General features: G+C 66.4%; 25 protein-coding genes and 2 pseudogenes. 11 read left to right on the top strand and 16 right to left on the bottom strand.

The window, feature by feature from the left end:
* Nucleotides 1–195 (bottom strand): annotated as a pseudogene (locus tag ACPCXD_RS12435) (cupin domain-containing protein); the annotation flags it as partial.
* 700 nt (nt 196–895) lie between these two features.
* On the opposite strand from ACPCXD_RS12435, the gene ACPCXD_RS12430 reads away from it, so the two are divergent.
* Complete coding sequence (locus tag ACPCXD_RS12430; RefSeq protein ID WP_253249965.1) at nt 896–2,488, top strand: hypothetical protein; 1,593 nt, start codon at nt 896–898, stop codon at nt 2,486–2,488.
* Between the two features lie 504 nt (nt 2,489–2,992).
* On the opposite strand, the gene ACPCXD_RS12425 is transcribed toward ACPCXD_RS12430, so the two are convergent.
* Both ACPCXD_RS12425 and ACPCXD_RS12420 read right to left on the bottom strand, forming a co-directional pair.
* Complete coding sequence (locus tag ACPCXD_RS12425) at nt 2,993–3,586, bottom strand: nucleotidyl transferase AbiEii/AbiGii toxin family protein (RefSeq protein WP_423659758.1); 594 nt, start codon at nt 3,584–3,586, stop codon at nt 2,993–2,995.
* Entirely contained in the window at nt 3,583–4,224 is a 642-nt protein-coding gene (locus ACPCXD_RS12420; RefSeq protein WP_423659775.1) for a type IV toxin-antitoxin system AbiEi family antitoxin domain-containing protein, read from the bottom strand. Before ACPCXD_RS12420 ends, ACPCXD_RS12425 begins: the two co-directional genes overlap by 4 nt.
* Before the next feature lie 62 nt (nt 4,225–4,286).
* Here ACPCXD_RS12420 and ACPCXD_RS12415 point away from each other — a divergent pair, with 62 nt between their 5' ends.
* Both ACPCXD_RS12415 and ACPCXD_RS12410 read left to right on the top strand, forming a co-directional pair.
* Nucleotides 4,287–4,505 carry a type 2 periplasmic-binding domain-containing protein gene (locus ACPCXD_RS12415; RefSeq protein ID WP_216359287.1) on the top strand — a complete coding sequence of 73 codons (219 nt, stop codon included), beginning with the start codon at nt 4,287–4,289 and terminating at the stop codon, nt 4,503–4,505.
* Between the two features lie 82 nt (nt 4,506–4,587).
* A complete protein-coding gene (locus ACPCXD_RS12410; RefSeq protein WP_423659756.1) occupies nt 4,588–5,805 on the top strand; it encodes an alpha/beta hydrolase in 1,218 nt (405 codons plus the stop codon).
* Between the two features lie 3 nt (nt 5,806–5,808).
* Here ACPCXD_RS12410 and ACPCXD_RS12405 read toward each other — a convergent pair whose 3' ends face one another.
* Together ACPCXD_RS12405 and ACPCXD_RS12400 are read right to left on the bottom strand one after the other, a co-directional pair.
* Nucleotides 5,809–7,005 (bottom strand): 4-hydroxybenzoate 3-monooxygenase, encoded by a 1,197-nt coding sequence (locus ACPCXD_RS12405; protein ID WP_423659754.1) that lies wholly within the window; start codon nt 7,003–7,005, stop codon nt 5,809–5,811.
* Between the two features lie 103 nt (nt 7,006–7,108).
* Nucleotides 7,109–7,867: an IclR family transcriptional regulator gene (locus ACPCXD_RS12400; protein WP_088896985.1), complete on the bottom strand. Its 759-nt coding sequence runs from the start codon at nt 7,865–7,867 to the stop codon at nt 7,109–7,111.
* A gap of 81 nt (nt 7,868–7,948) precedes the next feature.
* Between ACPCXD_RS12400 and ACPCXD_RS12395 the strand changes: the two genes are divergently transcribed.
* From ACPCXD_RS12395 to ACPCXD_RS12380, 4 genes are all read left to right on the top strand, one after another.
* Nucleotides 7,949–8,308, top strand: a complete 360-nt coding sequence (locus ACPCXD_RS12395) for an ArsR/SmtB family transcription factor (RefSeq protein ID WP_059381869.1) — start codon at nt 7,949–7,951, stop codon at nt 8,306–8,308.
* On the top strand, nt 8,305–9,384 hold the full coding sequence (gene arsB, locus ACPCXD_RS12390; protein WP_106200956.1) for an ACR3 family arsenite efflux transporter: 1,080 nt from the start codon (nt 8,305–8,307) through the stop codon (nt 9,382–9,384). The genes ACPCXD_RS12395 and arsB overlap by 4 nt, the downstream gene beginning before the upstream one ends.
* Nucleotides 9,381–9,788: an arsenate reductase ArsC gene (locus tag ACPCXD_RS12385; RefSeq protein WP_059381871.1), complete on the top strand. Its 408-nt coding sequence runs from the start codon at nt 9,381–9,383 to the stop codon at nt 9,786–9,788. Before arsB ends, ACPCXD_RS12385 begins: the two co-directional genes overlap by 4 nt.
* A gap of 204 nt (nt 9,789–9,992) precedes the next feature.
* Nucleotides 9,993–10,943 carry a DUF808 domain-containing protein gene (locus tag ACPCXD_RS12380; protein ID WP_174479605.1) on the top strand — a complete coding sequence of 317 codons (951 nt, stop codon included), beginning with the start codon at nt 9,993–9,995 and terminating at the stop codon, nt 10,941–10,943.
* Between the two features lie 23 nt (nt 10,944–10,966).
* On the opposite strand, the gene ACPCXD_RS12375 is transcribed toward ACPCXD_RS12380, so the two are convergent.
* Entirely contained in the window at nt 10,967–11,572 is a 606-nt protein-coding gene (locus tag ACPCXD_RS12375) for a phosphoribosylanthranilate isomerase (RefSeq protein ID WP_016692166.1), read from the bottom strand.
* Nucleotides 11,573–11,620: 48 nt separating this feature from the next.
* Nucleotides 11,621–11,980 (bottom strand): Rv2640c family ArsR-like transcriptional regulator, encoded by a 360-nt coding sequence (locus ACPCXD_RS12370; RefSeq protein ID WP_026061130.1) that lies wholly within the window; start codon nt 11,978–11,980, stop codon nt 11,621–11,623.
* Between the two features lie 93 nt (nt 11,981–12,073).
* Between ACPCXD_RS12370 and ACPCXD_RS12365 the strand changes: the two genes are divergently transcribed.
* The gene (locus ACPCXD_RS12365) at nt 12,074–12,571 is read left to right on the top strand and encodes an ArsI/CadI family heavy metal resistance metalloenzyme (RefSeq protein WP_085468795.1); all 498 of its coding nucleotides are present in this window, start codon (nt 12,074–12,076) and stop codon (nt 12,569–12,571) included.
* A 75-nt stretch (nt 12,572–12,646) separates the two neighbouring features.
* On the opposite strand, the gene dnaB is transcribed toward ACPCXD_RS12365, so the two are convergent.
* The 5 genes from dnaB to rpsF all read right to left on the bottom strand — a co-directional run bounded on the left by dnaB (nt 12,647) and on the right by rpsF (nt 17,966).
* Complete coding sequence (gene dnaB, locus ACPCXD_RS12360; protein ID WP_423659750.1) at nt 12,647–15,847, bottom strand: replicative DNA helicase; 3,201 nt, start codon at nt 15,845–15,847, stop codon at nt 12,647–12,649.
* 491 nt (nt 15,848–16,338) lie between these two features.
* Nucleotides 16,339–16,794, bottom strand: coding sequence for a 50S ribosomal protein L9 (gene rplI / locus ACPCXD_RS12355; protein ID WP_088896956.1), 456 nt, complete (start codon nt 16,792–16,794; stop codon nt 16,339–16,341).
* 17 nt (nt 16,795–16,811) lie between these two features.
* Nucleotides 16,812–17,054, bottom strand: coding sequence for a 30S ribosomal protein S18 (gene rpsR / locus ACPCXD_RS12350; protein ID WP_006550800.1), 243 nt, complete (start codon nt 17,052–17,054; stop codon nt 16,812–16,814).
* 41 nt (nt 17,055–17,095) lie between these two features.
* Nucleotides 17,096–17,614 (bottom strand): single-stranded DNA-binding protein, encoded by a 519-nt coding sequence (locus ACPCXD_RS12345; protein WP_006550801.1) that lies wholly within the window; start codon nt 17,612–17,614, stop codon nt 17,096–17,098.
* A gap of 64 nt (nt 17,615–17,678) precedes the next feature.
* On the bottom strand, nt 17,679–17,966 hold the full coding sequence (gene rpsF, locus ACPCXD_RS12340; RefSeq protein ID WP_006550802.1) for a 30S ribosomal protein S6: 288 nt from the start codon (nt 17,964–17,966) through the stop codon (nt 17,679–17,681).
* Between the two features lie 154 nt (nt 17,967–18,120).
* Between rpsF and ACPCXD_RS12335 the strand changes: the two genes are divergently transcribed.
* From ACPCXD_RS12335 to ACPCXD_RS12325, 3 genes are read left to right on the top strand one after another with little or no spacing between them, the layout of a single operon-like run.
* A complete protein-coding gene (locus ACPCXD_RS12335) occupies nt 18,121–19,464 on the top strand; it encodes a glycosyltransferase 87 family protein (protein ID WP_016692174.1) in 1,344 nt (447 codons plus the stop codon).
* The gene (locus ACPCXD_RS12330) at nt 19,461–20,048 is read left to right on the top strand and encodes a GNAT family N-acetyltransferase (RefSeq protein WP_423659747.1); all 588 of its coding nucleotides are present in this window, start codon (nt 19,461–19,463) and stop codon (nt 20,046–20,048) included. The genes ACPCXD_RS12335 and ACPCXD_RS12330 overlap by 4 nt, the downstream gene beginning before the upstream one ends.
* A 26-nt stretch (nt 20,049–20,074) precedes the next feature.
* Nucleotides 20,075–20,455, top strand: a complete 381-nt coding sequence (locus ACPCXD_RS12325; protein WP_016692176.1) for a DUF2752 domain-containing protein — start codon at nt 20,075–20,077, stop codon at nt 20,453–20,455.
* A 3-nt stretch (nt 20,456–20,458) separates the two neighbouring features.
* On the opposite strand, the gene ACPCXD_RS12320 is transcribed toward ACPCXD_RS12325, so the two are convergent.
* From ACPCXD_RS12320 to ACPCXD_RS12305, 4 genes and pseudogenes are all read right to left on the bottom strand, one after another.
* Entirely contained in the window at nt 20,459–21,016 is a 558-nt protein-coding gene (locus tag ACPCXD_RS12320; protein ID WP_145690423.1) for a hypothetical protein, read from the bottom strand.
* Between the two features lie 121 nt (nt 21,017–21,137).
* The gene (locus ACPCXD_RS12315; RefSeq protein ID WP_423659745.1) at nt 21,138–21,872 is read right to left on the bottom strand and encodes a WD40 repeat domain-containing protein; all 735 of its coding nucleotides are present in this window, start codon (nt 21,870–21,872) and stop codon (nt 21,138–21,140) included.
* A 261-nt stretch (nt 21,873–22,133) separates the two neighbouring features.
* A pseudogene (locus ACPCXD_RS12310) lies at nt 22,134–22,640 on the bottom strand (IS1634 family transposase); the annotation flags it as partial.
* Nucleotides 22,641–22,922: 282 nt separating this feature from the next.
* Complete coding sequence (locus ACPCXD_RS12305) at nt 22,923–23,534, bottom strand: copper chaperone PCu(A)C domain-containing protein (RefSeq protein WP_423659743.1); 612 nt, start codon at nt 23,532–23,534, stop codon at nt 22,923–22,925.
* Between the last annotated feature and the right edge of the window lie 34 nt (nt 23,535–23,568).

Here is a 23,568-nt window from a genome sequence, read left to right as displayed (position 1 = left end):
CGATTCGAGCACCGACGGTCGCAGCTGCTCATAGCGCCACAGCATCGGCACCGATTTCGGTTGTGGATACCACGGCTCGATGTCGTTGGCCACCGTCCACAACGCTCCGGCGCCCATCGTCTCGAGCCGGCGGTAGAACTGCACCAACTCGTCGGTGTCCTCCACGCGGGACCGGCCGAGGATGTCTTCCCTCATATCAGCAACTCCTTCCACAACGAGAGTTCAGCTCGATGATGACAGCGAGGATGTGCCGAGACTACCAACATTTGATCAAATTTCTACCCCTCCTGCGATGGGATGGCGGGGTTCATCCCTTCCTGTAAGGAATCATTTCTGGAAACTGACACTTCAGCTGCCAGGATCGCGGAATGGGGCCCGGACGAGAACCCGCTACCGACACTATTTGATCAAATCTTTGGTTCTCGATTGATCTGGCGAACAACCCAGTTGGGCCTTCCGAACTTGCACGAACAACTGAGTTGAAGGCCCCAGCCGATTCCCAGAAACACTCCTGGACGGGAGAGTCGACAATGGAGGTTCTCGCTGAAAGTCGTCAGTAGTGCAAGTGCAGCTCTGGACCTGCTCGGTTCCAAGCTCATGCCAGGGATGCTTGCGAGCTTGTCGAAGTCCACAGACATTCCGTCCTCATCTCACTGCGCCTCTACCTCTGAACTGGGGAAACGCCGAGATGAGAAGGTTCACCGACACGAATACGGAAACCGATACTGGCTCGTAGAACCTACACCTGCTGTAGAGATGCAGCGAAGACTGGCCGGACACGCCGCTGCACATTGACGGATCGCGGGCGTGTCGGCAGTACTCGTGCAGAATGCACGACTCGGCCGGCTGCATCGCCGATCGTGCGCGGCGGCAGCGTCTCGGGCACGCTGTCAGGGTGACAGAGCCCGACCAGGTGTGGCGTCCGCAGACTCAGCTGCCGGTGTTGGTGACCGCTGTGTCGATCGAAGACGGGGAGACACCACCCCCGGATGTCGGTGCCGTCGCGGTGTTTCCGTTGTTGTTCGAGGAGATATTTGCCGATCCGGCGGATCCGTCGATCGTCACGCTTCGCGCTGTGGCCGAGCCCCTGCACTCGGGAAAACCCGCGTTGCAGAGGCCCGGGGACGGACGGCAGTGGTGGGACTGGACCGTGCTGCTGCGCGGTGTGGGTTGGACGGCCACCTGGTATACCCGTCGTCCGGTGCTCGGTCAGGTCGAGGTCACCGGCCGGCTGATCGGTGATTTGTCCTACGCCACCACCGGGCGGATCCGCGGCCGGGTCAGGCGTATTCGCGTCGCATCCGATCGGTACCGGCGCGAGGTCGATCAGCCGCACTCGCCGTTCCGGCCGGTGCCGGGCACCCGTCGCTACCGGCAGGTCACCGCCTCCCCGCGATCGTTCGCCCATGTTGCCCGGCCCACCGGCCCCGACCCGCTGGTCGAACGCATCCACGAGGTGGGCGTGCTGGTGGATCTCGACTTGACCGATGTGCCACCACCGCCGCTGCGGCCGAGCGTGGTCCCCGCCGCGATCTCCGCGCACGAGTCGGACCTGTGGATCGCCGACCGTGAGCTGCCCCTGGTTGTGCATCTCGACGCCAGCCGGCGCGTGCGCGAGTACATCGTGCCCGGGCAGATCTTCGATACTCCGCCGGCTAATCGCACCCGCTCGGTATGGGCACACACCGACGGCTGCTGGGTGGGCGGCTGGGACGGAATCTTCCACTGCACCCGGGGCGGCACCGTCGAGGCGATCACCGACACACCGATTCGAGACGGCGCAGCCCATGCCCAGACCCTGCTCGCCGTGGCGGTGCCGGACCGCGGCACCGCCGAGCTGATCCTCGCTCGCCCGGGACAGGACCTGGTGAGGCACCCTGCCGAGCAGTGGGGCGACCTCGAATCGATGACGACCTGCGAAGGTGGGTTTGTCCTGCTCTTTCGCCGGCGTGACCCGAGCACCGGCGCGCTCGGAGCGGCGCGCCTGGTCCGGGTCGATCTGCACGGCACGATAACCGTCGGTCCGCCGCTGGAAACCGCCATGACGTCCTATCGGCCGTTTCTGACCGGTCTTCCACCGACGATCGTCGACGGCACCTCCGCCTATCGGATACTCGACGATCTCACCCTCGCCCCGCCGAACTCGCTGCCTGATCATGTCCTCGGCGGCGGACAGATCGATAATCTGCTCTGGATCGTCGGCCATCCCCCGGACGGTTCCGGCCGTGGGCGGTGGTGGCCACTGCCGGGACCGGCCGTGTATCCGGCCGATCACCACCAATACTGGCTGTTCACCCGCCTCGATCCGGTCACCTGGGAGCCGATCTCGAGCACCCCGATCCGCAGTCCCCGCCCGGATGTCACCATCGACGGAGCCGGCACCGTGTGGGTCACCGCTGCGGGCGTGCACGTCCTGCCGCGCCAGCACATGAACCCGCCGGAACTGCTCGACGTCGCCGAGCTGCTCGACCGCTCCCGCCTCCGGTAGCCGAACACCCATGAACCGCAGGTTTGTGTACGCACGCGGCCCGATCACCGGTCCGGTGGCGTCCGCCCACCTCCGCTCTCCGTGCTGCGCAAGGCAGACCAGTGGTTCGACGGGGGCGGCGCTTCTACATAGACCGTGGCATGTTCACAGCACCCGGGAGAACGCAGGTCGGGCGCACAGACCTCGCAGCATCCAGTTAATCTGTCGGGTCCATCTCGCTAATCTTCACTACATCTCGACAGGCATAGCCGATCAGGATTCCGTCCATGACGGCGACCACCGTGCTGTTTGGGTCAGCTGTATGAGACTGACATGCAGGACGGATAAACAGGACGGTCGGACGGCCGTCTTCCCAGGACACGATCGAGCGCCGGACCGTTTCGGGGTGTGCTGTTTGGGGATCATCCGATCGTCTAACAGGACAGGCAAGCGCGCCCCGCAGGCAGGAGTCCATCCACACGCCGCTTCCGCAGGTGGAGTTGCCCACCTGATGACGATGAGGAATCACGCGACGACCTCGCACACCACCTCACGGGACTTGACCCCGATCTCGGCCAATGCACACAGATCCCACAGGTCACGCGGCGCGCGTCGATCGTGCCATGTCGCGGTCTTGGCCGCTGCAAACGCGGCCAAGGTCGGCACCGTCAACGTTGCCCGCGGCGCGTCGCTGTAGCGCTGTTCCAGATCTCGGGTTTCTGCAGGCCACACGGTGCGATCTCGCGACGACAGCAACTGGATCTTGATGGACAGGCCGGTGGTGGTGCGGAGATTCGCGGCCTCGGTGTCTTTGATCTCAGCAAGCGTTGGTCCCCAGATCAACCGGCCATGGGTGCGCGCGACGGCACGTACGAGTGCAGCGTCGAGCTCGGTGGCCAGCGTGGTGCGGTTGCCCAAGGCAACGAGGTCGATGTCTTCGCTGAGGCGACCATGGGGGAGATGGGTGCGTGCGAGCGCGGTGCCGCCGATGAAGTGCACACGGTCGGCGAATCGATCCGCAATCGCGGCGAGCACGTGAGATATGAGGTGGTCACGCTCAACCTGTTCCGGTGAGACCCCGAACCGGGCGGCAACAGCGTCACGTTCGTCGAAGTTCACGGGTGCACTCCCGCCCATATCTCGGCGCGCCGCAATGCGGCGACGAGACGCTGAGGTCTGGCCAGCTGTTCGAGTCGTTCAGGGTCGCTGCGACGGTACAGGTTTGCGACCGCAGCCGGGATCTCGTTCTCTGCGTTACCGAGAAGTGGCCGGCGGGCGAGGTCGAGCAGTGTCTGTTCAGGACTTGTGACGAGTGCAGCTCCGAGCGATGTCTCCACCCGCTCTACATCGAGCACGCTGGTGTCACGCTGCACAAACCGCACCGTGGCGTCGCGATCGCTCAGCTCGATGGGTCTGTGAGCACGAGGAACCGTGAGGACCGCGGTGGCCAGTGCACGTGGAATCGCCCCTAGCAATCGGGCTGCGCTGACACCCATCAGTGCAATGTGGTCGGCGCCGTAGATTGCCGAGGCGATCCCTGCTGCTGCAGCTTCGAGGCCGGGAACCCAGTGACGTCCCACCTGATCTTGCGGGACGACGATGTAGTAGCCGGGGGCGACTCTGTGAAGAAGGCCTTTATCGGTGAGGCGTGCCAGTTCCGGTCGGGGATGCGCGTATACGTGCGCTACGTCCTGGGGCCGGAAGGTTCGCATCGCGGATCGCGCCAGCTCCGCCGGCAGCGGTGTTCCCCGTGTCATGCTCACAGTCCGTACAACCTTCCAATGTGCATTTCGTAGGCCACGAACCTACGAAATGCACATTGAATACGCAAACGGTTATCCCTCTGCGACTGCAGAGCCACCTCACGTTGGCGTCCGTCGCCGCGAACGTCGACGACCCGCACGTCGCCTTCGTCCCGGTCGACGAGCCGACACCCGACGTCGATCTGCGCGCCGCATGGCGGCGGAACGATCCCAATCCGGCCGTGCACACGGTGCTCGGACTCCTGTTCGACGAAATCGAGGGTGAAATCCGCTGATTCGGGTATCGGTGACGTCGTCGTGCCGTCACCGTGCAAAGAGAATCCCGATCCGCGAACCTCGGCTCGAAGGAGCACCGGCATGGGTCTGCTGTTCCACGATCATCTGCACGACGAGTTCGGAACCTGGCCGCTGGCCTACATCCCCTACGGCGGTGCCGACTTCGGCGAGATCGCCGCAGTGGCCCGGCAGGTGGGGGACGGGGACGACGGGGACTTCTACCGGGCGTGGGTCGAGAGCGGGGACCGTCTCGTCGCCGAAGCGGAGTCCTGCGCGACCGCCGGGCACGACGACTCGGCACGCGAGTTGTTCCTGCGGGCGAGCGCCTACTACGCGACCGCCTACCACCCGCTGTACGGATCTCCCGTCGACCCACGTCTGATCGCCGCCTTCGACAAGCAGGTCGCGGCCTTCGATGCCGGGCTGGCGATCGGGGACACACCCGTCGAGGCTGCCAGGATTCCGTTCGAGGACACCACGTTGCCGGGCTACCTGATCCCCGCACCCGGCCACGAGAACAGCGTGCGGCCGCTCATCGTCTTCACCAACGGATACGACGCCACGATCACCGACATGTACTTCGCGTCGGCGGTTGCAGCACTGCGACGCGGCTACCACTGTCTCCTGTTCGACGGACCGGGCCAGGGCGAGATGCTCTACAAGCAGAACATGCCGATGCGCCCGGACTGGGAAGTGGTCGTGCGCGCGGTGATCGATCATGCGACGGCCTCCCCCATCGTGGACCCCGAACGCATCGTCCTGAGCGGATGGAGTCTCGGGGGGTATCTCGCGCCGCGCGCAGCGTCCGGTGAGCATCGCCTGGCAGCGGTGGTCGCCGATCCCGGTCAGTGGAGCGTCGCGGCCGGCACCCGGGCCCTCGGGGCAGCATTCGGCCTGTCCCCCGAGGTCCTGGACGATCCTCTCTCGATGCACACGCAGGACGCCGACGCGATCATGGCTGCGGTGCAGGCGGATCCGTCGCTGCGCTGGAAACTCGTCTCGCGCGGATTCTGGGTCAACGGAGTCTCGGACATCCGGGAACTGTTCGCGGCACTGAACGAGTACACGCTCGACGAGGTCGGGGAACGCATCTCGTGCCCGGTCGTGGTGACGGCGGCCGAGAGCGATGCCCTCGCACGCGGTGCGGGAACATTCGGAGATCGGCTCGGCGACACGGTGACTCTCATCCCGTTCACCGACGCCGAGGGTGCGGGTGGGCATTGCGAGATGGGCAACCGCACCCTCCTCAACAGGCGGGTTCTCGATCGGCTCGACGAACTCCTGGCCCGCACGCCCTGACGATCAGCGGTCGGGCCAGCCCGTGTACGCCTCCGCGAGATACTGCTGCCCGTACCGGGAACCGACGACCCCGGCGAGTTCACCCAGCGCCCGCTTGTTCTCGAACGACGTTGCGTCCTCACGGGTGTGGAGCATCGAGGTCATCCAGTACGAGAAGTTCTGCGCCTTCCACACGCGCTGCAGCGCCGTGTCGCTGTAGGCGTCGAGCAGGTCGGACGAGCCGGTGGAGAAGAACGAGTCGAGCGCGCGGAAGAGCACCCGGACGTCGGCCAGGGCGAGGTTGAGTCCCTTGGCACCGGTCGGCGGAACGGTGTGGCCGGCATCGCCTGCCAGGAAGAGGTTTCCGTGCCGCATCGGTTCGCACACGTACGAACGGAAGGGCAGGACCATCTGCTCGAAGATCCGGCCGCGCTTCAGTTCGAAACCGTCGGGGCCGTCGACACGCCGCTGCAGTTCGTCCCAGATCCGGTCCTCGCTCCACGCCGACGCGTCCTCGGACGGATCGCACTGGAAGTACATCCGCTGCACCGACTCGTTGCGCTGGCTGATGAGGGCGAATCCGTGATCCGAACGCGCATAGATCAACTCTGGCGCACTCGGCGGAGCCTCGGTGAGGATCCCGAACCATGCGAAGGGGTACTCGATGAAGTGATCGGTACGGACGTCCCCCGGAATCGCCTTGCGGCAGATGCTCTGTGATCCGTCGGCTCCGACGAGGAATCGGCACCGGATCTCGACCGGCGTGCCGTCGGATTCGGTGAACCGGATCTTGGGTGTGTCGGTGGTGATGTCGAGAACCTCTGTGTCGCAAACGCTGTAGCGCACATCGCCACCGTCGCGTTCGCGCGAGGCGGCCAGGTCGACGAAAACCTCGTTCTGCGGATACAACCACACCGACTCACCCACGAGGTCCCGGAAATCGATGCGGTGGCTCTCGCCTCCGAAGCGCAGATCGATGCCGTCGTGGCGGTGCCCTTCGTTCAGGACACGGGTGTCGACTCCGCTCTCGGTGAGCAGCGACACCGAGCCGTGCTCGAGGATGCCCGCACGGTGGGTGGTCCGGATGGTCTCGTGATCACGCTTCTCGACGACGATATTGTCGATCCCCGCCTTCGCGAGGAGGTGGGAGAGAATGAGACCTGCCGGGCCGCCGCCGACGATGCCGACCTCGGTGCTGACGACCGTACGGGTTGCGTTCATGTGTTCGTCCTTCGCTGCGCGTATCCGATTCGCGTCCCGTCGAGTGTCGTGCGCGTCACCCACCGCACACGTCGTCTTCTCGTTCAATGAGAAAACGGTCGGGTCAGTCCGGCGGTCGCTCACCCACTCCGCGCGCGATACCGCGGGCCGCGGCCATGAGGACGGGCACGACGGCCTGCTGCCGGGACGCGCCGGTGGGGACCACCACGCCGAGCGCCGCCAGGGCATGACCCGACCGCGTGAGGACGGGGACCGCGATGCCCGTGGTGCCCTCGTCGAGCACACCGTCGAAGCGCGCATAGCCCCGTCGGCGGACCTCCGCGAGCGCGCGCCGGAAATCTCTCGTCGTCGCAGCGAACCGCCTCTCCACTTCGGGATGTCGTCGCCGATAGGACTCCTGCACCTCCGCAGGCGAGAACGCGAGCATCGACATGCCCAGCGACGTGTCGTGGACGGGGAGCCGGCGCGCGACCGACGCCTGGTTGACCACCGAATCGGATGCCGACAGCCGTTCGAGGACGAGAACCTCGTCGTCCTGCAGGACCGCGAGCTGGGTGTGCTGGTGCACCACCGACTGCACGTCCTGCAGGAAGGGCAGTGCCGCCTCCCGCAGATCGCGCGCGGGTGCGCTGCGCGCGACGAGTTCCCACAGGCGCAGACCGAGCCGCACCCGCCCGTCGTCGTCCCGGGTGAGCAGACCGTGCTGCACCAACTCGCCGACGAGCCGATAGGCCGTGGCCTGCGGGATGCCGGACCTGCGGGCAAGACTCCCGACGGTCAGGCGGGGCTGGGTGTCGTCGAACGACTCGAGGATGCGAACGACGCGATCGAGCATCGAGTCACCGGACGGCGAGTTGGCCATGCCGCCATTGTTGCGTGTCCGATCCGGACGGCCTCACCACCCGGATCCGTGGACGGCTTCGACATCTGTCAATATAGACGTGTGTCGAATCAAGATCTCGTGAGTGACGACGCGTGTTGCTCTCCGCTCGTGCGCGAACCCCTGACGGGCGATCGCGCCGTCGGCCTCGCCCGGATGTTCAAGGCCCTCGGCGATCCGGTGCGTCTGCGGTTGCTGTCGCTCGTCGCGAGTCATGCCGGCGGTGAGGCGTGCGTATGCGACATCTCGGGATCGTTCGATCTGTCCCAACCGACGATCTCGCACCACCTCAGAGTTCTGCGCGAGGCAGGCCTGCTCGAGTGCGAGCGTCGCGGCACCTGGGTGTACTACTGGGTGGTTCCGGCTGCACTACGGCAACTCTCCGATGTACTCGGGATCGAGTCGATCGAGGTACCCGCATGAGTGAGCGAACTGCGGTGGACACTCCCGTGATGGGCAGGATGTCGACACTCGACCGCTTCCTTCCCGTGTGGATCGGCACCGCCATCGTCGTCGGCCTGCTGCTCGGCCGCACGATTCCCGGACTCGGAGAAGCCCTGGGTTTCATCGAGATCGACGGGATCTCGCTGCCGATCGCCCTCGGCTTGCTGATCATGATGTACCCGGTGCTGGCGAAGGTGCGCTACGACCGTCTCGACACGGTCACCGGCGACCGCACCCTGTTGATCTCGTCGCTGATCCTCAACTGGATCGTCGGTCCCGCACTGATGTTCGCGCTCGCGTGGCTGATGTTGCCGGATCTGCCCGAATACCGCACCGGTCTGATCATCGTCGGCCTCGCGCGCTGCATCGCGATGGTGATCATCTGGAACGACCTCGCGTGCGGCGACCGGGAAGCCGCAGCCGTGCTGGTCGCGATCAACTCGGTCTTCCAGGTGATCATGTTCGCCGCTCTCGGCTGGTTCTACCTGTCGGTGCTGCCCGGATGGCTCGGCCTCGAGCAGACCGGTCTCGACGTCTCCCCGTGGGAGATCGCGAAATCCGTGCTGATCTTCCTCGGGATCCCGCTCGTCGCCGGTTTCCTCACTCGTCGATTCGGCGAGAAGGCCAAGGGCCGCAGCTGGTACGAGCAGACCTTCCTGCCGCGCATCGGACCGTGGGCGCTGTACGGACTGCTGTTCACCATCGTGGTCCTGTTCGCGCTGCAGGGTGAACAGATCACCTCGCGACCACTCGACGTCGTACGCATCGCGCTGCCCCTGCTGGCGTACTTCGCGATCATGTGGGGGAGCGGGTATCTGTTCGGCGCTGCAGTAGGACTCGGCTACGAACGCACCACCACACTCGCCTTCACCGCCGCGGGCAACAACTTCGAGCTCGCCATCGCCGTCGCGATCGGCACGTTCGGGGTCGCGTCCGGGCAGGCACTGGCGGGAGTCGTCGGCCCCCTCATCGAAGTGCCCGTCCTCGTCGCACTCGTGTACGTGGCTCTGGCTCTGCGCACACGTTTCGCCGCACGCGCCGGAGGTGCGTCGTGACCACGGTCCCGTCGGTGTTGTTCGTGTGTGTGCACAATGCCGGTCGGTCCCAGATGGCCGCCGGGTTCCTGAGCCGTCTCGCGGGGGACCGCATCACAGTCCGTTCCGCCGGGTCCGCACCCGCCGAGGAGGTGAACCCTGCTGCGGTCGCGGCGATGGCCGAGGTCGGAATCGACATCTCCGGCGAGAACCCGAAGATCCTCACCGCCGACGCCGTGCAGGCCTCCGACGTCGTGATCACGATGGGATGCGGCGACACCTGCCCGGTATTCCCCGGTACGTCCTACCGGGACTGGGTGCTCGACGACCCGGCCGGACGAGGAATCGACGCCGTGCGTCCGATCCGTGACGAGATCCGGGCGAAGGTCGAGGCGTTGATCGCCGAACTGACGTCGCCGGCATGATCGAGTTCGGTAACCGCATCCACCGGGTACCCACAGGCCTGTCACGCCGGGCGTCCGCGTAGGGCGCTCGGTGTGGACGAAGTCGTCCCCGACATGCTCCGGACACCGCGTTGCACGTCGTCGCAGGTCCGGTAGCGTTCCGAGACGACTCGTAATCGCGTGTCGGTCGATCGGCTCGGTGCAGCCGAACTGTGGGAGGTTCCCGTGGCTGGTGGTCTCGTCGCCCTTCTGGACGACGTCGCGGTACTTGCGAAGGCAGCCGCGGCATCCATAGACGACATCGGCGCCGCAGCCGGCAGGGCGAGCGTCAAGGCAGCGGGCGTGGTGGTCGACGACACGGCCGTCACCCCCCGCTACGTGCACGGGTTCACCCCCGATCGCGAACTGCCGATCATCCGCAAGATCGCGATCGGGTCGATCCGCAACAAGCTCCTGATCATCCTGCCGGTCGCGATGATCCTGAGTCAGTTCCTCCCGCAGGCCCTGCCGTATCTGCTCATCGCCGGTGGTCTGTTCCTCTGCTACGAGGGCGCCGAGAAGGTCTACGAAGCGCTCACCGGCGGCCACCACGAAGAAGAGGCCACCGCAGCGGAGAAGGGTCCCGAGTTCGAGAAGGCCATGATCGGCGGCGCGATCCGCACCGACCTGATCCTGTCCGCCGAGATCATGGTGATCTCGCTGGCCTCGGTCGAGGACGAACCCTTCCTGACCCGCCTGCTCGTCCTCATCGTCGTCGCCGTCCTCATTACCGTCCTGGTGTACGGCGTGGTCGCCCTGATCGTGAAGATGGATGACGTCGGCCTGGCGCTCGCGAAACGGAAGTCCACTTTCGCTCAGCGCGTCGGTCGCGGTCTCGTGACGGCGATGCCGAAGCTGATGACCGTTCTCACCGTGGTCGGCATCGCCGCCATGCTGTGGGTCGGTGGGCACATCCTGCTCGTCAACGTCGGCGAGGCCGGATTCCATTGGCCTGCGGATCGTCTGCACGATCTCGAGCACTGGTTCGGCGAGCTCGTGCACGGCGGATTCGGCGGCGTGCTGTCGTGGACCGCGGGGACCGTGGCATCCGCTCTGGTGGGCCTGGTCGTCGGTGCGATCGTCGTGCTGATCATGCACCTGATCCCGCGGCGGAAGAAGGCCGACGCCGCGCACTGACGCCGCCGGATCCCCCGGACGGGTCACTCCGAGGCGTTTCTCCGGACCGCCTGCGCGAACGCCCGCATGAGACCCGGATCCTTGACGCCGCGCTCGGCCTCGATGCCGCTGGAGACGTCGACACCCCACGCCCCGGACGTGGAAAGTGCCCTCTCGACGTTGTCGGGGTTCAGCCCGCCCGCAAGGACCCACCGGCCGGACGGCAGGGCACTGCGGTCCTGCCAGTCCCATGTCTTCCCGGCACCGGCGACTGCGCCGTCGACGAGCAACAGGTCGGCGCCGAAGTCCTCCGACAGCGCCTCGGCTCCTCCGGTGTTGATCGCGCGGATCACCGTGAATCCCGCGTCGTGCAGCACGCGCACGTCGTCGGGCGATCGCAGGTCGTGCACCTGGACGTGATCGAGATTCGCAGCCCGGGCCGTCGCAATGATCTCGTCGAGGGACGCATTCACATAGACGCCGACGGCGAGTGTTCCCGCCGGCACGCGGGTGCGGAGCGTCGCGGCCCGGTCGGGAGAGATGCGACGAGGGCTCTTCACGAGGACGAAACCGACCGCGTCGACGCCCAGTTCGACGGCGAGATCGACCGTCGCCTCGTCCTGCAGTCCGCACATCTTAATGAACGTCATCACTACCTTCCTCGCCGCTTCTCCATCTCGAGGATATGTCTGCGACCGTCAGCGGCAGCAGTTCGGATCCAGGACGACCCTGAGCGCCTCGAGGGACTCGGAGCGGGCACGGTGATAGACGTTCATCCCGCGTCGTTCGGATTCGACCATGCCCGCCTTGCGCAGTTGCCCGAGGTGATGGCTCACCGTGGATTCCGCCAGATCCACACCGGCGGCGAGATCGCACGTGCACACCGCACCTTCGTCGGCGGTGAGCAGGATCGACATGAGCTTGATGCGCACCGGGTCGGCCAGGGCCTTCAGCCGCAACGCGACCTCGAGGGCGGCGTCGTCGCTCATCGGCGCGGCCGATACCGGCTCGCAGCAGATCGGAGCGCGGACATCGATCACGGGTAGAGCTTTCGGCATGATTCGAGCCTAACTACCTTCTTGACATATGTCGAAATGCAGGAGCATCCTGTGAGAGGTAATTCGATATATGTCACACAGGTGGAGGCAGTCATGTCACGCATCCAGTTCGCCCTCAACGTCGAGGACCTGTCCGAAGCGGTCGCCTTCTATACGGCACTGTTCGGCACCGAGCCGGCCAAGCTCGAACCGGGCTACGCCAACTTCGCGATCGCCGATCCACCGTTGAAGCTGGTGCTGTTCGAGAACCCGGGCAAGGGCGGCACGATCAACCACCTCGGGGTCGAGGTCGACTCGTCCGAGAAGGTGCACACCGAGATCGCCCGCTTGACCGAGGCGGGCCTGTTCGCCGACGAGGAGATCGGCACGACCTGTTGCTACGCCACTCAGGACAAGGCGTGGGTCACCGGGCCGGCAGGGGAGAAGTGGGAGGTGTACACCGTCCTCGCAGATTCGGAGACCTTCGGGTCGAGCCCGCAGCATCTCGACAGCCCGCGAGAGACCGGCGACGTGGCGTGCTGCACCGCGGGCACGGCAGACGAGCGCCAGAACGAACCTTCGACGACAGGAGCCGCACCTACCTGCTGCTGAACGTCTTTCGCCGAAGGTTCCACGTCCTCGGGACACGATCTGTCGCCCCGCCGCCGGGCGGGGCGACGACTCGTATCAGCCGCGCGCCATGTCCACGAACCGCGACAGGTGCAGCTGGTGGGCAACGGTGATGGTCGCGGTCGGGCCGTTACGGTGCTTGCCGACGATGAGGTCGGCCTCGCCACCACGCGGGTCGTCGCGCTCGAACGCGTCGGGGCGGTGCAGCAGGATGACCATGTCGGCGTCCTGCTCGAGGCTGTTGTGCACCGCGATGCCGTCGGCGACGAAATTGTGTGTGCCGGGCACCGTTCCGTCGTAGACGTCCTGCTCGCCGAGACTCGTGACGGAGACGATCTCGTCCCAGAACACGTTGTTGGTGGCGACCATGTCGATGTCGGCCGTGTCGAGGACATCGGCGACCCGGGCGAGCCGCGAGCGTGCACCCTCGGTGGTGCGCGGGGTGGCGGACGCGACCGGCCCGATCGGAGCGAGCTGCTCGACGGCGAGCAATTCGCCGAGCTCGGCTTCGATCTCGGGGGTGACGGTGTCGGGGCTGTGCTTGACGAGCTTCGGTCCGAGCTGCGCCAGGACCCACTGCGCCGCGGTTCCGTGCTTGCCCACGTCGTGGAGGAAGACCGCCTGGTTCTCCGCCCCGGTGACCGTGAGGTCACAGCCCTCGCCGGCATCGGTGATCCGCGCGAACACGCCGATGCGCAGGAGCAGGCGCGCGAGGTCGTCGGCGAGACGACGATCCGCCGACCGGTAGCGGACGACGGCGGCGGCAGCGCCTGCGTCCCATGCGACCTCACCGCTGTCTTCCCAGATGTGGCAGACGAGCTCGGCGACCTGCTCCTTGGGGAGCGAGAACGCGCGGGTGGGGATCAGTCGGCCGGCCACGGCGGTGTCCGCGAGAGCTGCCACCTCGTCGTCGGATGCGGGTATCACGTCGAGGGGTGCGGGCACCGCACGCGGCACTGCGACACGCTCACCGGCGACCAACTCGCCCAACGGCATCCAGCCGTCGATGGTGAGGAAGGGATGGTTCGCGGTGGCTTCGACACGACGCCCCGAGGCAAGCTCCAACCGGAAGACTTCCTTACGGCCGCTGGGGAAGACCTTCACCATAGGCCGGACGACCATCCGCATGCGTTCGTCGAGCGACCACACGAGGGGCTGTTCGCCCGACTCGAGCAGCTCGCCGAGCGTGACCTCGGCACCGGTGTCGGCGCGCATGATGCGCGTGGACGCCGGCAGGCAGCCCGACTCACGGAGGTCGGAGACCTGCGGCCGCTTGTCGGTGCGCTGCTCGGGACCACGGTTGAGCTGACACACCGCGACGACCGGAACCTCGAGTTCCTTCGCGAGAAGCTTGAGGCTACGCGAGAATTCGGAGACCTCCTGCTGACGCGACTCGACCTTCTTGCCGGACGACATGAGCTGCAGGTAGTCGATGACGATGAGACGGATGTCGTGTTTCTGCTTGAGCCGCCGCGCTTTTGCGCGGATCTCCATCATCGTGAGGTTCGGCGAGTCGTCGATGAACAACGGCGCTTCGCTGATCTCGCTCATGCGACGGGCGAGACGCGTCCAGTCGTCGTCGGTCATCCGTCCGGATCGCATGTCGCCGAGCTTGATCTTCGCCTCCGCGGACAGCAGACGCATGACGATCTCGGTCTTGCCCATCTCGAGCGAGAAGATGACCGACGCCATGCCGTGCTTGATGGAACACGACCGCATGAAATCCATGCTCAGCGTGGAGTTGTGCGTGGGCACCATCGCGCGACCCGCGAGGTACATGTGGTCGCCGTCGACCTCGACGCACCGCACCGGGACCGAGGGGACCGGGCGGACGGCGACGATGCGGCGTTCGCGCGGCACGGTGGCGCGGCATTCCTTGTGCCGCACGGCCTTGCTGGGCAGGACGAAGACGTCGTCGTCGGCAGTGAAGGCGATCTCGGTGCCGTCGAGCACCGGTGCGTAACCGAGGCCCGACAGGAGTTCGGCGACGCCCTGCGTCAGTCGCTCGGACGAGCCGACGAACCGGATGGTGCCGTCGTGGTCGATCTCTCCACCGGCGTCGAGCAGACCCGCGAGGAGCTCGCGACGCTGCGGTTCGGATGCCCGCTGGTATTCGGCGGGGATGTGGGCGCCGAGCGCGACGAGGGCGCTCGTGAAACCACCTTCGCCGTCGATACGCATGTGCAGTTCGGGATCGGACGACGGGCCGCCGAGCCACGCACCGAGCGTGAAGGGGGAGACGGGCAGCTCGGTTGCCGGGAACGACAGTGCCTCGGTGTTCGCGACGGTGTGCCCGGCGTCGGCGGTGGCGGCGAGTTCGCCCGTGGTGCGGATCGCGCCGTCGCCGGTGCGCCACTGGTGCTGCTCGTCGGCGACGATCACGGTGCCGTCGGAGAACACGACGTCGAAGCACGGACGGCCGTGCATGACCTCGGTGGCGGCGAGGACGCGGACGGGGCGGCCGTCGGCGCCGAGGAGTTCGTCGCCCACACCGACCTCGCCCATCGTGGTCCAGCCGGTGGGGGTGGGCAGGGGAGTGTCGAGCGCGAGGGCCTTACCCACACCGGGACGCGCGGCGACGATGATCATCTGGCCGGCGTGCAGCCCGTTGGTGAGCTCGTCGAGTTCGGCGAAGCCGGTGGGCACGCCGAGGGAGATACCGCCGCGGCTGGCGATGGAGTCGATCTCGTCCATCGTGGGCTGCAGGAGTTCTTCGAGCGGCACGAAGTCTTCGGTGGTGCGTCGTTCGGCGACCTCGAAGACCTCCGCCTGCGCGCGGTCGACGATCTCGGCGACGTCCTGGCCGTCGGCGCCGGCGTAGCCGTACTGGACGATGCGCGTGCCCGCCTCGACGAGACGACGCAGGACGGCCTTCTCGGCGACGATCTCGGCGTAGTAGCCGGCATTGGCCGCGGTGGGGACGGTCTGGGTGAGCGTGACGAGATAGGCGGCTCCGCCGAGACGCTTGAGTTCGCCGCGCCGGTCGAGCTCGGCCGACACGGTGACCGGGTCGGCGGGTTCGCCACGGCTGTAGAGATCGAGGATCGCGTCGTACACGGCCTGGTGGGCCGGACGGTAGAAGTCGCCGGGCCTCAGCACTTCGAGGACGTCGGCGATGGCGTCCTTGCTCAGCAGCATGCCGCCGAGCACGGACTGCTCGGCCACGAGATCCTGAGGGGGCTGTCGACCGAAGTCTCCACTCGGTTCCTCGGGAGGTCCCGAATATTCGGGATTTCCACGATCGTCAACGACGGCCACTGCAGTGCCTGCCTTCCTCCACATGTCCCCGTCCGGCGCGCTGTGCTCCGGCGGATACCTGCACGCACTCCCGGTGTCGGTACCCGGGGTTTCGTGTCCGGTTCTACTCGCCCCTACCGACATCCTGTGTGTGGAGTCGTGCGCCCGACGTTAGGGATCCGGATGACCCGCCACAACTCGGGTTGTGCACACAGTTGGGGATGAATTGTGGAAAGAGGAGGACAGCCTTGTGCACCGGATGTGTACAACCTGGGGACAACACATCTCACATCTCCCATAACTGCAGGTAGGAACGGAAAAATGCCTGTTCACACCTGTGGAGAAAAAGAATTTCGGCGTGTCGGAGGGCCGGGCGTGTTCACCCATTCGTTCCCCGAACGACATTCCGAGGAGTCACAACGGTGTGGTTTACCCCCCGGTTTATCCACAGGCTGTGCACAGACGACGAGGAGCCCCACGCCGACCAGGCGCGGGGCTCCTCGGGGCCGGAATCAGGCAGCCACGACGTTCAGCGTGAACTTCGCGGTGACGTCCGGGTGCAGCTTCACGACGATCTGGTGCTTGCCGGTCGCCTTGATGTGAGCCTTGGGCAGCTCGACGATGCGCTTGTCGACAACCGGGCCACCGGCAGCCTTGAGAGCACCGGCGACATCGGCAGCGGTGACCGAGCCGAACAGCTTGCCCGAGTCGCTCGAGGTCTTGACGCTCAGCGAGACGTCCTCGAGGCTTTCGATGGCGGCCTTGAGCTCCTGGGCGTGCTCGAGGCCACGCACGGCGCGAGCCTCCTGAGCACGGCGGATGCCCTCGACCTGCTTCTGGGCACCGCGGGTGGCGACGATCGCCAGGCCGCGGGGCAGCAGGTAGTTGCGGCCGTAGCCGTCCTTGACCTCAACGGTGTCGCCAGGCGCACCGAGGTTGTCCACGTCAGCAGTAAGGATGAGCTTCATCGTGTCCCTCCCTTTCCTCAGCGAGTCGTCGAGACGTAAGGGAGCAGAGCCACCTCACGAGAGTTCTTGACAGCAACAGCGACGTCGCGCTGGTGCTGCACGCAGTTGCCGGTGACGCGGCGAGCGCGGATCTTGCCGCGATCGCTGACGTACTTGCGCAGCAGCGTCGTGTCCTTGTAATCGATCTGCACGTTCTTTTCCTTGCAGAAGGTGCAGACCTTCTTCTTCAAAACCTTCTCGCGCGCGGGCGACTTAGGCATGGTCGTTCTCCGTAATTTTGGATGTTCCGATCGAGGTCGGATCAGAACGGAGGCTCGTCGTCCCCGGAACCGCCGAAGGAGCCCGACTGCGGGGCGTCGCCCCACGGGTCGTCTCCGCCGACGTTCGTGTTCTGAGCGGGACGGCCACCGCCCGATCCACCGGAGGAACCACCGAAGCCTCCGCCACCGCCACCGCGACCGGCCTTGGTGACCTTGGCCGTGGCGTAACGGAGCGAGGGGCCGATCTCGTCGACCTCGAGCTCCACGACAGTGCGCTTCTCGCCTTCACGCGTCTCGTAGCTGCGCTGCTTGAGCCGGCCCTGCACGATCACACGCGAGCCGCGAGTCAAGCTCTCGGCCACGTTCTCCGCTGCCTCACGCCAGATGTTGCAGCGCAGGAACAGAGCCTCGCCGTCCTTCCATTCGTTGGACTGACGGTCGAACACGCGGGGCGTGGATGCGACGGTGAAGTTCGCAACCGCAGCACCCGCGGGGGTGAAACGCAGTTCGGGGTCGGCGGTCAGATTGCCGACCACGGTGATGACGGTGTCGCCTGCCATGTGGTTCCTCCTGCAGTGTGGGGAGTCCTGATGCGCCAGAGCCTACGGCCCGGCGCCGACAGGCTCACTTGCCGTGGCGCAGAACCTTGGTGCGGAGCACCGACTCGTTCAGGCCGAGCTGGCGATCCAGCTCTGCAACGGCAGCAGGCGTCGCGCTGATGTCGATCACCGCGTAGATGCCTTCGCTGTTCTTGGCGATCTCGTAGGCGAGACGGCGCTTACCCCACACGTCGACCTTGTCGACCTTGCCGCCTTCCTGGCGAATGACGTTGAGGAACGTCTCCAGCGAGGGAGCGACGGTGCGCTCGTCCAGGCTGGGGTCCAGGATGATCATCAATTCGTAATGACGCATAAGACCTCATCACCTCCTATGGACTGTGAACGGTCACGGACGTTCCGTGACAGGAGGGTCGTTGCGTCAGCAACCCATGAAGGGTACACGACGGCCCGGCGACCAGCGAAATCGCCGACCGTCGCGGGCAGGGGATTTGTCCTAGGGTGAGGGCATGCGCACGAGCTCCGGGACCGTCTCGCTCGTCGCCGTCCTGACGTGCGCGGTGATGATGTGCTTCGGCTACCTGAACAAGGCCCGGTGCGCCGGCCCCACCTTCGACGCCGAGGGCCGCACGCTGCGGTTCGAGGACATCAAGGACGCCGACGTCTGCTATTCCGACATCCAGCAGCTGTGGATCGGCCGCGGCATCAACCTCCACGTCTTCCCCTTCGTCGACGGGGGCATCACCTCGTCGGGGGCACTGACCGGAGGCACCGTCGAATATCCCGTGCTCAGCGGGGTGCTCATGTGGATCGGAGCGATCGGTGCCCACACCGACGCGGAGTTCCTCCTGCAGTCGGCGCTGTTGCTCGCCCCCTTCGGGCTGATCACCGCGTGGTTGCTCGCCCGGATGGCGGGATGGGCGGCGCTGTTGTGGTCGCTCACTCCGCCGATCGTGCTCTACGCCTTCCTCAACTGGGACCTGCCGGTCGTGGCGGTCACCGTCGCCGCCGTCGCGGTGCTGACGATCGAACGCTGGTCGCTGCGGACCCGCGGAGTGGTCGCCGCGCTACTGCTGGGCGTGGGCTTCTGTCTCAAGCTCTATCCGGGCATCTTCGTGCTGCCGCTCATCGCCTACGTCCTCACCGGCGGGAGCTCACCCGACCGGAAGCGGGACGTCCCCGGCGCCCTCGCCGTCGCGGGCACGGCGGCGGCGACGGTCGCCGCGATCAACCTGCCCTTCGCGATCCTCGGCTACGAGGGCTGGCGGGCGTCGTTCGCCTTCCAGCAGAACCGGGAAGCGGACGGGACCAGCAATTCGATCTGGTACTGGGGTCTGCGGCCGTTGATGGGCGGCTACCAGGAATACGAGAACACCCCCCAGTACAACGACCTCGTCGCCCAGCTGTCGCCGACGCTGATCGCGCTGTCGTTCGCGCTCGCACTGTGGCTCGGATGGCGCCGATACCTCCGCGACGGCATCTATCCTTGGCTCGGTACCGGTGCCGCGATGCTGTGCGGGTTCATGCTCTTCCACAAGGTGCACTCACCGCAGTACACGCTGTGGCTGCTGCCGCTGCTGATCCTGCTGCGCGTGCCGTGGGGGCTCGTCGCCGCCTATCTCCTCGCCGATCTCGCCATCGGCATCGGCATCTTCCGGTGGTTCGCCGCGACCGCCGGCGAAGCGGACATGGCCGTGCCGCTCACCCTCGTCCACATCGGGGTGTGGGGACGCGCGGTCCTGCTGGTCGTGCTGTTCTTCGTCTTCCTGCGCGTCCCACCCAGAACTCCGTGGCAGAAGACGGAACGGACGGACTACGCTCGCCGTCCGACGACGACCGGGAGAACGCGATGAACGACAACTGGACGGAACATCCCCTCCTCGAGGGTCCCCGGATCCGACTCGAGCCCCTCGACGACGCGCACGCCGAAGGACTGCTGAAGGCCGCCGACGATCCCGACACGATCTTCGCCTGGACGCACCTCGTGATCCGCGACCTCGACGACGCGCGCACGTTCGTGCGCCAGGCCGTGGCCGATCCGTCCCGGCTGCCCTACGCGATCGTCGACAAGGCGACCGGTGAGGTGCTGGGGTCGACGTCCTACTACCTCCTCGAACCGGCCCACCGCACACTGGTGATCGGCTACACCTGGCTGTCGACCCGAGTGCAGCGGACCCACGTGAACAGCGAGTCGAAACTGCTTCTGCTGCAGCGCGCCTTCGACGACCTCGGGGCCGTACGCGTGACCTGGCACGCCGACGAACGCAACACCCGTTCACGCGACGCCCTGCGCCGGCTCGGCGCCACCGAGGAGGGTCTGCTCCGCAAGCACCGCAGGCGCCGTGACGGCAGCTGGCGGACCACCGCCCTGTTCTCCCTCACGGACGACGAATGGCCCGGGGTGCGCGCCCGGCTCGAGGAGCGCCCGGTGCGATGAGGACGAGGCGCGCGCTCGCAGCCCCCATGGCGATCGCCGTGGGCGCGGTCGCGGTGTGCGCCGCGGTGGCGTGGGCCGACCCGACCACGCCGGGCGGGATCATTCCGCCGTGCCCCACCTACTCGCTGTTCGGAATCCTCTGTCCCGGTTGCGGTTCGTCACGGATGCTGTACTCGCTCGTCCATCTCGACGTACCGGCAGCGTTGCACTACAACGCCCTCGGTCTCGTCGCGCTGGGCGTGCTGACCGTGGTCTTCGGTCTGTGGACGTGGAGCAGGGTGCGGGGCACACCGATGCCGCGGTGGACACGATACCGGTGGGCCCCGCACCTCGTGCTGGTCCTGACGGCGGTGTGGTTCGTCGTGCGCAACATCCCGGTCGCGCCGTTCACCGCCCTACGGATCTGACCGTCAGAGGATCGGGCAGTTGACCGTGTACTCCCACGCCGTCCCGGGCTCACCGGTCACTCGGACGAGAACCGAGGACGCACTCCCGGCCGGCACGTTCACCACAGCCGATCCGGTGCCTTCGTTGATGCTGTCACCGATACGACCGGTGTCGTGGATCTGGGAACCACCGTAGAACACCTGGATTCGGTCGGGAACGTCGAAGGTCTCCCAGTCCAGCAGGAACGACGTGGGACCACTGCGACCCAGCTCGTGGTAGGTGCTGGTGACACCTTCCCCTCCGGACTGCCGCGACTGGTCGCACTTCTGCGTCGTCGGCAGCGACGACCCGTTGCCCAGGATCGCACTGCCGAGATCGATCGCGCGCCCGCCCAGATCCACCACGCTGCCGGGCAGTTCGGACACGCTGCCGGGCAGATCGGCGACACTGCCCGGCAGATCGTTGCTGCCGGCGCTGCCGGTGGGAGCGGCCGAAGCGGCAACGGGCGCACCGAATGCGACCGCCGCCACCGTGGCGGCCGTCAGAACCACGCGCAGACCCGACCTGCGAATACGAGACATGCTTCCTCCGATGATCGATGCGTTGAATCCCCCACCTGGACATTCCCACACCGCGCGGCGCGTGCGTATCCTGCAATCGGATGAATCCGGCTCGGTCGGAACATCTTCCGATCCTCCCGATTCATGCCGTGTCGCCGCACGGCGGCCGGAAGGGCACGCCCGGCAGGTGCCGTTCCCATTCGTCCTCGGTCACCGGAGTCCCGACCGTGGAACACAGTGTCGCCGCGACGGTCTCGGGATCGAGTTGCCACAGCCGCACGGAAAGGTCCGGACCGCCTCCGACGAGCACCGCTCCGTCGTGCGCGAAGGTGGCGTCGTAGACACGGCTTCCGTAAGCGGTGAGCACCGCGTGGGTGATGGGGGAGTCCGGTCGGGTGACGTCCCAGATCCACGCCGACCCGTCGCCGACGCCCGCCGCGAGACGATCCCCGTCGGGGGAGAAGTGCAGCGAGTACACCGCGTCCGCCGGCCCGGTGATCCGTGCCAGTTCGCGTGGGGCGGCAGGCTCCGCGACATCCCACAGGCGCACACTGCGGTCGGTGCTCGCCGCGGCCAGGATCGTTCCGTCGCCACCGAACGCGACCGTCTGCGCCTGACTCTCGAATCCGGACGACTCGGAGATCCGAGTCGGGTCGGTGGGATCGGAAGGATCCCACAGTTCGACGAGACCGCCGGCACTCGCTACAGCCACGATGTCGGCAGTGGGATGCCACGACAGCATGTACGGATAGTTGTCGGCTTCGAAGGTGCCGACGACACGCGGAGCAGCGAGATCGGAGGCGCCGACGATCGCGACTTTCGCGTTCCCCGTCGCCGTTACCGCCACGACGGGTCGGTCGGGAGCGAACTCGACCACTCCGACGACACCGTGACGACGCCCTCGGTTGTCCCGGCGAACTGCGGCGCTGCAGGGTCCGCCAGATCCACAGGTGCACGGACCCGCCGGATGTTCCTGCTGCAGCGAGTGATCCGGTCTTCGACAGTGCCGCGGCACCGCTGAACCGATCCTCGACGGATGGGCTCAGAGACGGCAGTTCCACCGCCGCAACGGTATCGGCGATGTCCCACAGCGGCAAACCATTCGACCGTCCTCCGCCGCCCGAGTTGGCTCCTTTCGTTAGTGCGTGAGTGAGGACCCCGAAATCCGTTCGAGCAGTCCTTGTAGGTCGGCGTCGACCTGCGGTGGGAAGATGTGTCGGGTGCCGTTGATCGCGATGGTCGCCGACCGCAGCGGACGCAGCAGTTTGACGACCTTGACGATCGCGAGACCGCTGCGTTCCTGCACCACCCGGGAGACCGCCAATGCCGCGAACACCACCGTCAGGTGCGCCTCGATCGCATCGCGGGTGCGGTGGAAGATCGGCCGGGCCCGCAGATCCGTCTTCGACATCCGGAACGACTGTTCGACATGCCACAACTCGTGATACTTGCCGATGATCTCGCTCGGATCCATCAGGGAGACAAGAAGGTTGGTGACGTAGCCTTTCAGGCCGACGAGCATCCTGGCGCGTTCGAGCGAGGCAGTGTCCAGCCGCCGGCCCTTCGCGGTGACTGTCACAAACCGTGCGGACTTCGGCGCGGCGTCCCCGTCGACTACGGCCCGGGTGCGGGCTTCCTGGGCCGCCCGGCGACAACGGGCGTGGCCCGGATGTGCATGTTCATGTTCGCCTACGAACCCGATGGTCGGTGCTCGGGCTGAGAACTCCGCTCGGCCGATGCCGGGGTGGGTCGTGCCGGTGGGTCGAGGCAGTTGTCGCTGTGCCGGGATTCCTGGGTGCGTTCCTGAATCAGGGGGCGACGTCGATGACCACACGGACCGGGTCATCGAGGGCGTACACCGCGAAGGGCAGGGCCGCATCGGTGTGAGAATGGTTGAGAATTCCTGTCGTGCAGAGACGTCGAGATATCAAGGGCTCGCCGGCTGGGGCGGGAGCGGCCGCTCGGTGGGCAGCGGTTCGTTCGGGGTCCAGGCGTCGAAGGGCACCTCGAAGGTGACCGTGCCGGCTCGTTCGAAGGTGAAGGTCACCGGGTGGGTCAGGCCGGGGCGGATCGCTTCGGCGGGGAATCGGCCGCGCACCGTCAGAGGTCGATCCGGTGCCGTGGTCGGTCGGAGTTGTTCGATGGGTTCTCCGGCGGCCAGGGAACTGCCGGGCAGAAGTTCGCGTACCTGATCGGAGGCATCGAGTGTCAACTCTCCGGCGGGGGAGTCGATCGAGACGAGCCGGTCGGTCGTGGAGGACTGGTTGACGACGGTGAAGGCCAGGGTGACCTGTCCGTATCGGGGGACGGCAGGATCGGTGGGTTCGACCTCGAAGTACACATTGCGCAGCAGCAGGTCGCCGAGTTCGGCGTTGGTGCCGTTGATGGCGGCCTGCTGGGTATCGGTTTGGGTGATCTGCCCTGCCCCACATGCGACGAGCAGTAGTGTTGTTGATGCGAGAACGATGAGCGACCAGGCGCGGCGACGCGCGGCCGAGATGCGGTGGGTGGGTAGGCGATGTCGTGCAGGGGGTTCCACAGGGTCTCCTTTCGTCGTGATCGACCGGGCGTCG

This window comes from Rhodococcus sp. AB351 (assembly GCF_049538275.1).
Classification (GTDB): domain Bacteria; phylum Actinomycetota; class Actinomycetes; order Mycobacteriales; family Mycobacteriaceae; genus Rhodococcus.
The sequence above is the reverse complement of the archived record's forward strand: the minus strand, read 5'-3'. Positions and strand labels throughout refer to the sequence as shown.

Coding starts and splice junctions, on each gene's coding strand:
- ACPCXD_RS12420 (WP_423659775.1), bottom strand. CDS start 4,224: ATGACACGGGGAACACCGCTGCCGGCGGAGCTGGCGCGATCCGCGATG.
- ACPCXD_RS12410 (WP_423659756.1), top strand. CDS start 4,588: ATGGGTCTGCTGTTCCACGATCATCTGCACGACGAGTTCGGAACCTGG.
- ACPCXD_RS12405 (WP_423659754.1), bottom strand. CDS start 7,005: ATGAACGCAACCCGTACGGTCGTCAGCACCGAGGTCGGCATCGTCGGC.
- ACPCXD_RS12400 (WP_088896985.1), bottom strand. CDS start 7,867: ATGGCCAACTCGCCGTCCGGTGACTCGATGCTCGATCGCGTCGTTCGC.
- arsB (WP_106200956.1), top strand. CDS start 8,305: ATGAGTGAGCGAACTGCGGTGGACACTCCCGTGATGGGCAGGATGTCG.
- ACPCXD_RS12375 (WP_016692166.1), bottom strand. CDS start 11,572: ATGACGTTCATTAAGATGTGCGGACTGCAGGACGAGGCGACGGTCGAT.
- ACPCXD_RS12370 (WP_026061130.1), bottom strand. CDS start 11,980: ATGCCGAAAGCTCTACCCGTGATCGATGTCCGCGCTCCGATCTGCTGC.
- ACPCXD_RS12365 (WP_085468795.1), top strand. CDS start 12,074: ATGTCACGCATCCAGTTCGCCCTCAACGTCGAGGACCTGTCCGAAGCG.
- rplI (WP_088896956.1), bottom strand. CDS start 16,794: ATGAAGCTCATCCTTACTGCTGACGTGGACAACCTCGGTGCGCCTGGC.
- rpsR (WP_006550800.1), bottom strand. CDS start 17,054: ATGCCTAAGTCGCCCGCGCGCGAGAAGGTTTTGAAGAAGAAGGTCTGC.
- ACPCXD_RS12345 (WP_006550801.1), bottom strand. CDS start 17,614: ATGGCAGGCGACACCGTCATCACCGTGGTCGGCAATCTGACCGCCGAC.
- rpsF (WP_006550802.1), bottom strand. CDS start 17,966: ATGCGTCATTACGAATTGATGATCATCCTGGACCCCAGCCTGGACGAG.
- ACPCXD_RS12335 (WP_016692174.1), top strand. CDS start 18,121: ATGCGCACGAGCTCCGGGACCGTCTCGCTCGTCGCCGTCCTGACGTGC.
- ACPCXD_RS12330 (WP_423659747.1), top strand. CDS start 19,461: ATGAACGACAACTGGACGGAACATCCCCTCCTCGAGGGTCCCCGGATC.
- ACPCXD_RS12325 (WP_016692176.1), top strand. CDS start 20,075: ATGGCGATCGCCGTGGGCGCGGTCGCGGTGTGCGCCGCGGTGGCGTGG.
- ACPCXD_RS12320 (WP_145690423.1), bottom strand. CDS start 21,016: ATGTCTCGTATTCGCAGGTCGGGTCTGCGCGTGGTTCTGACGGCCGCC.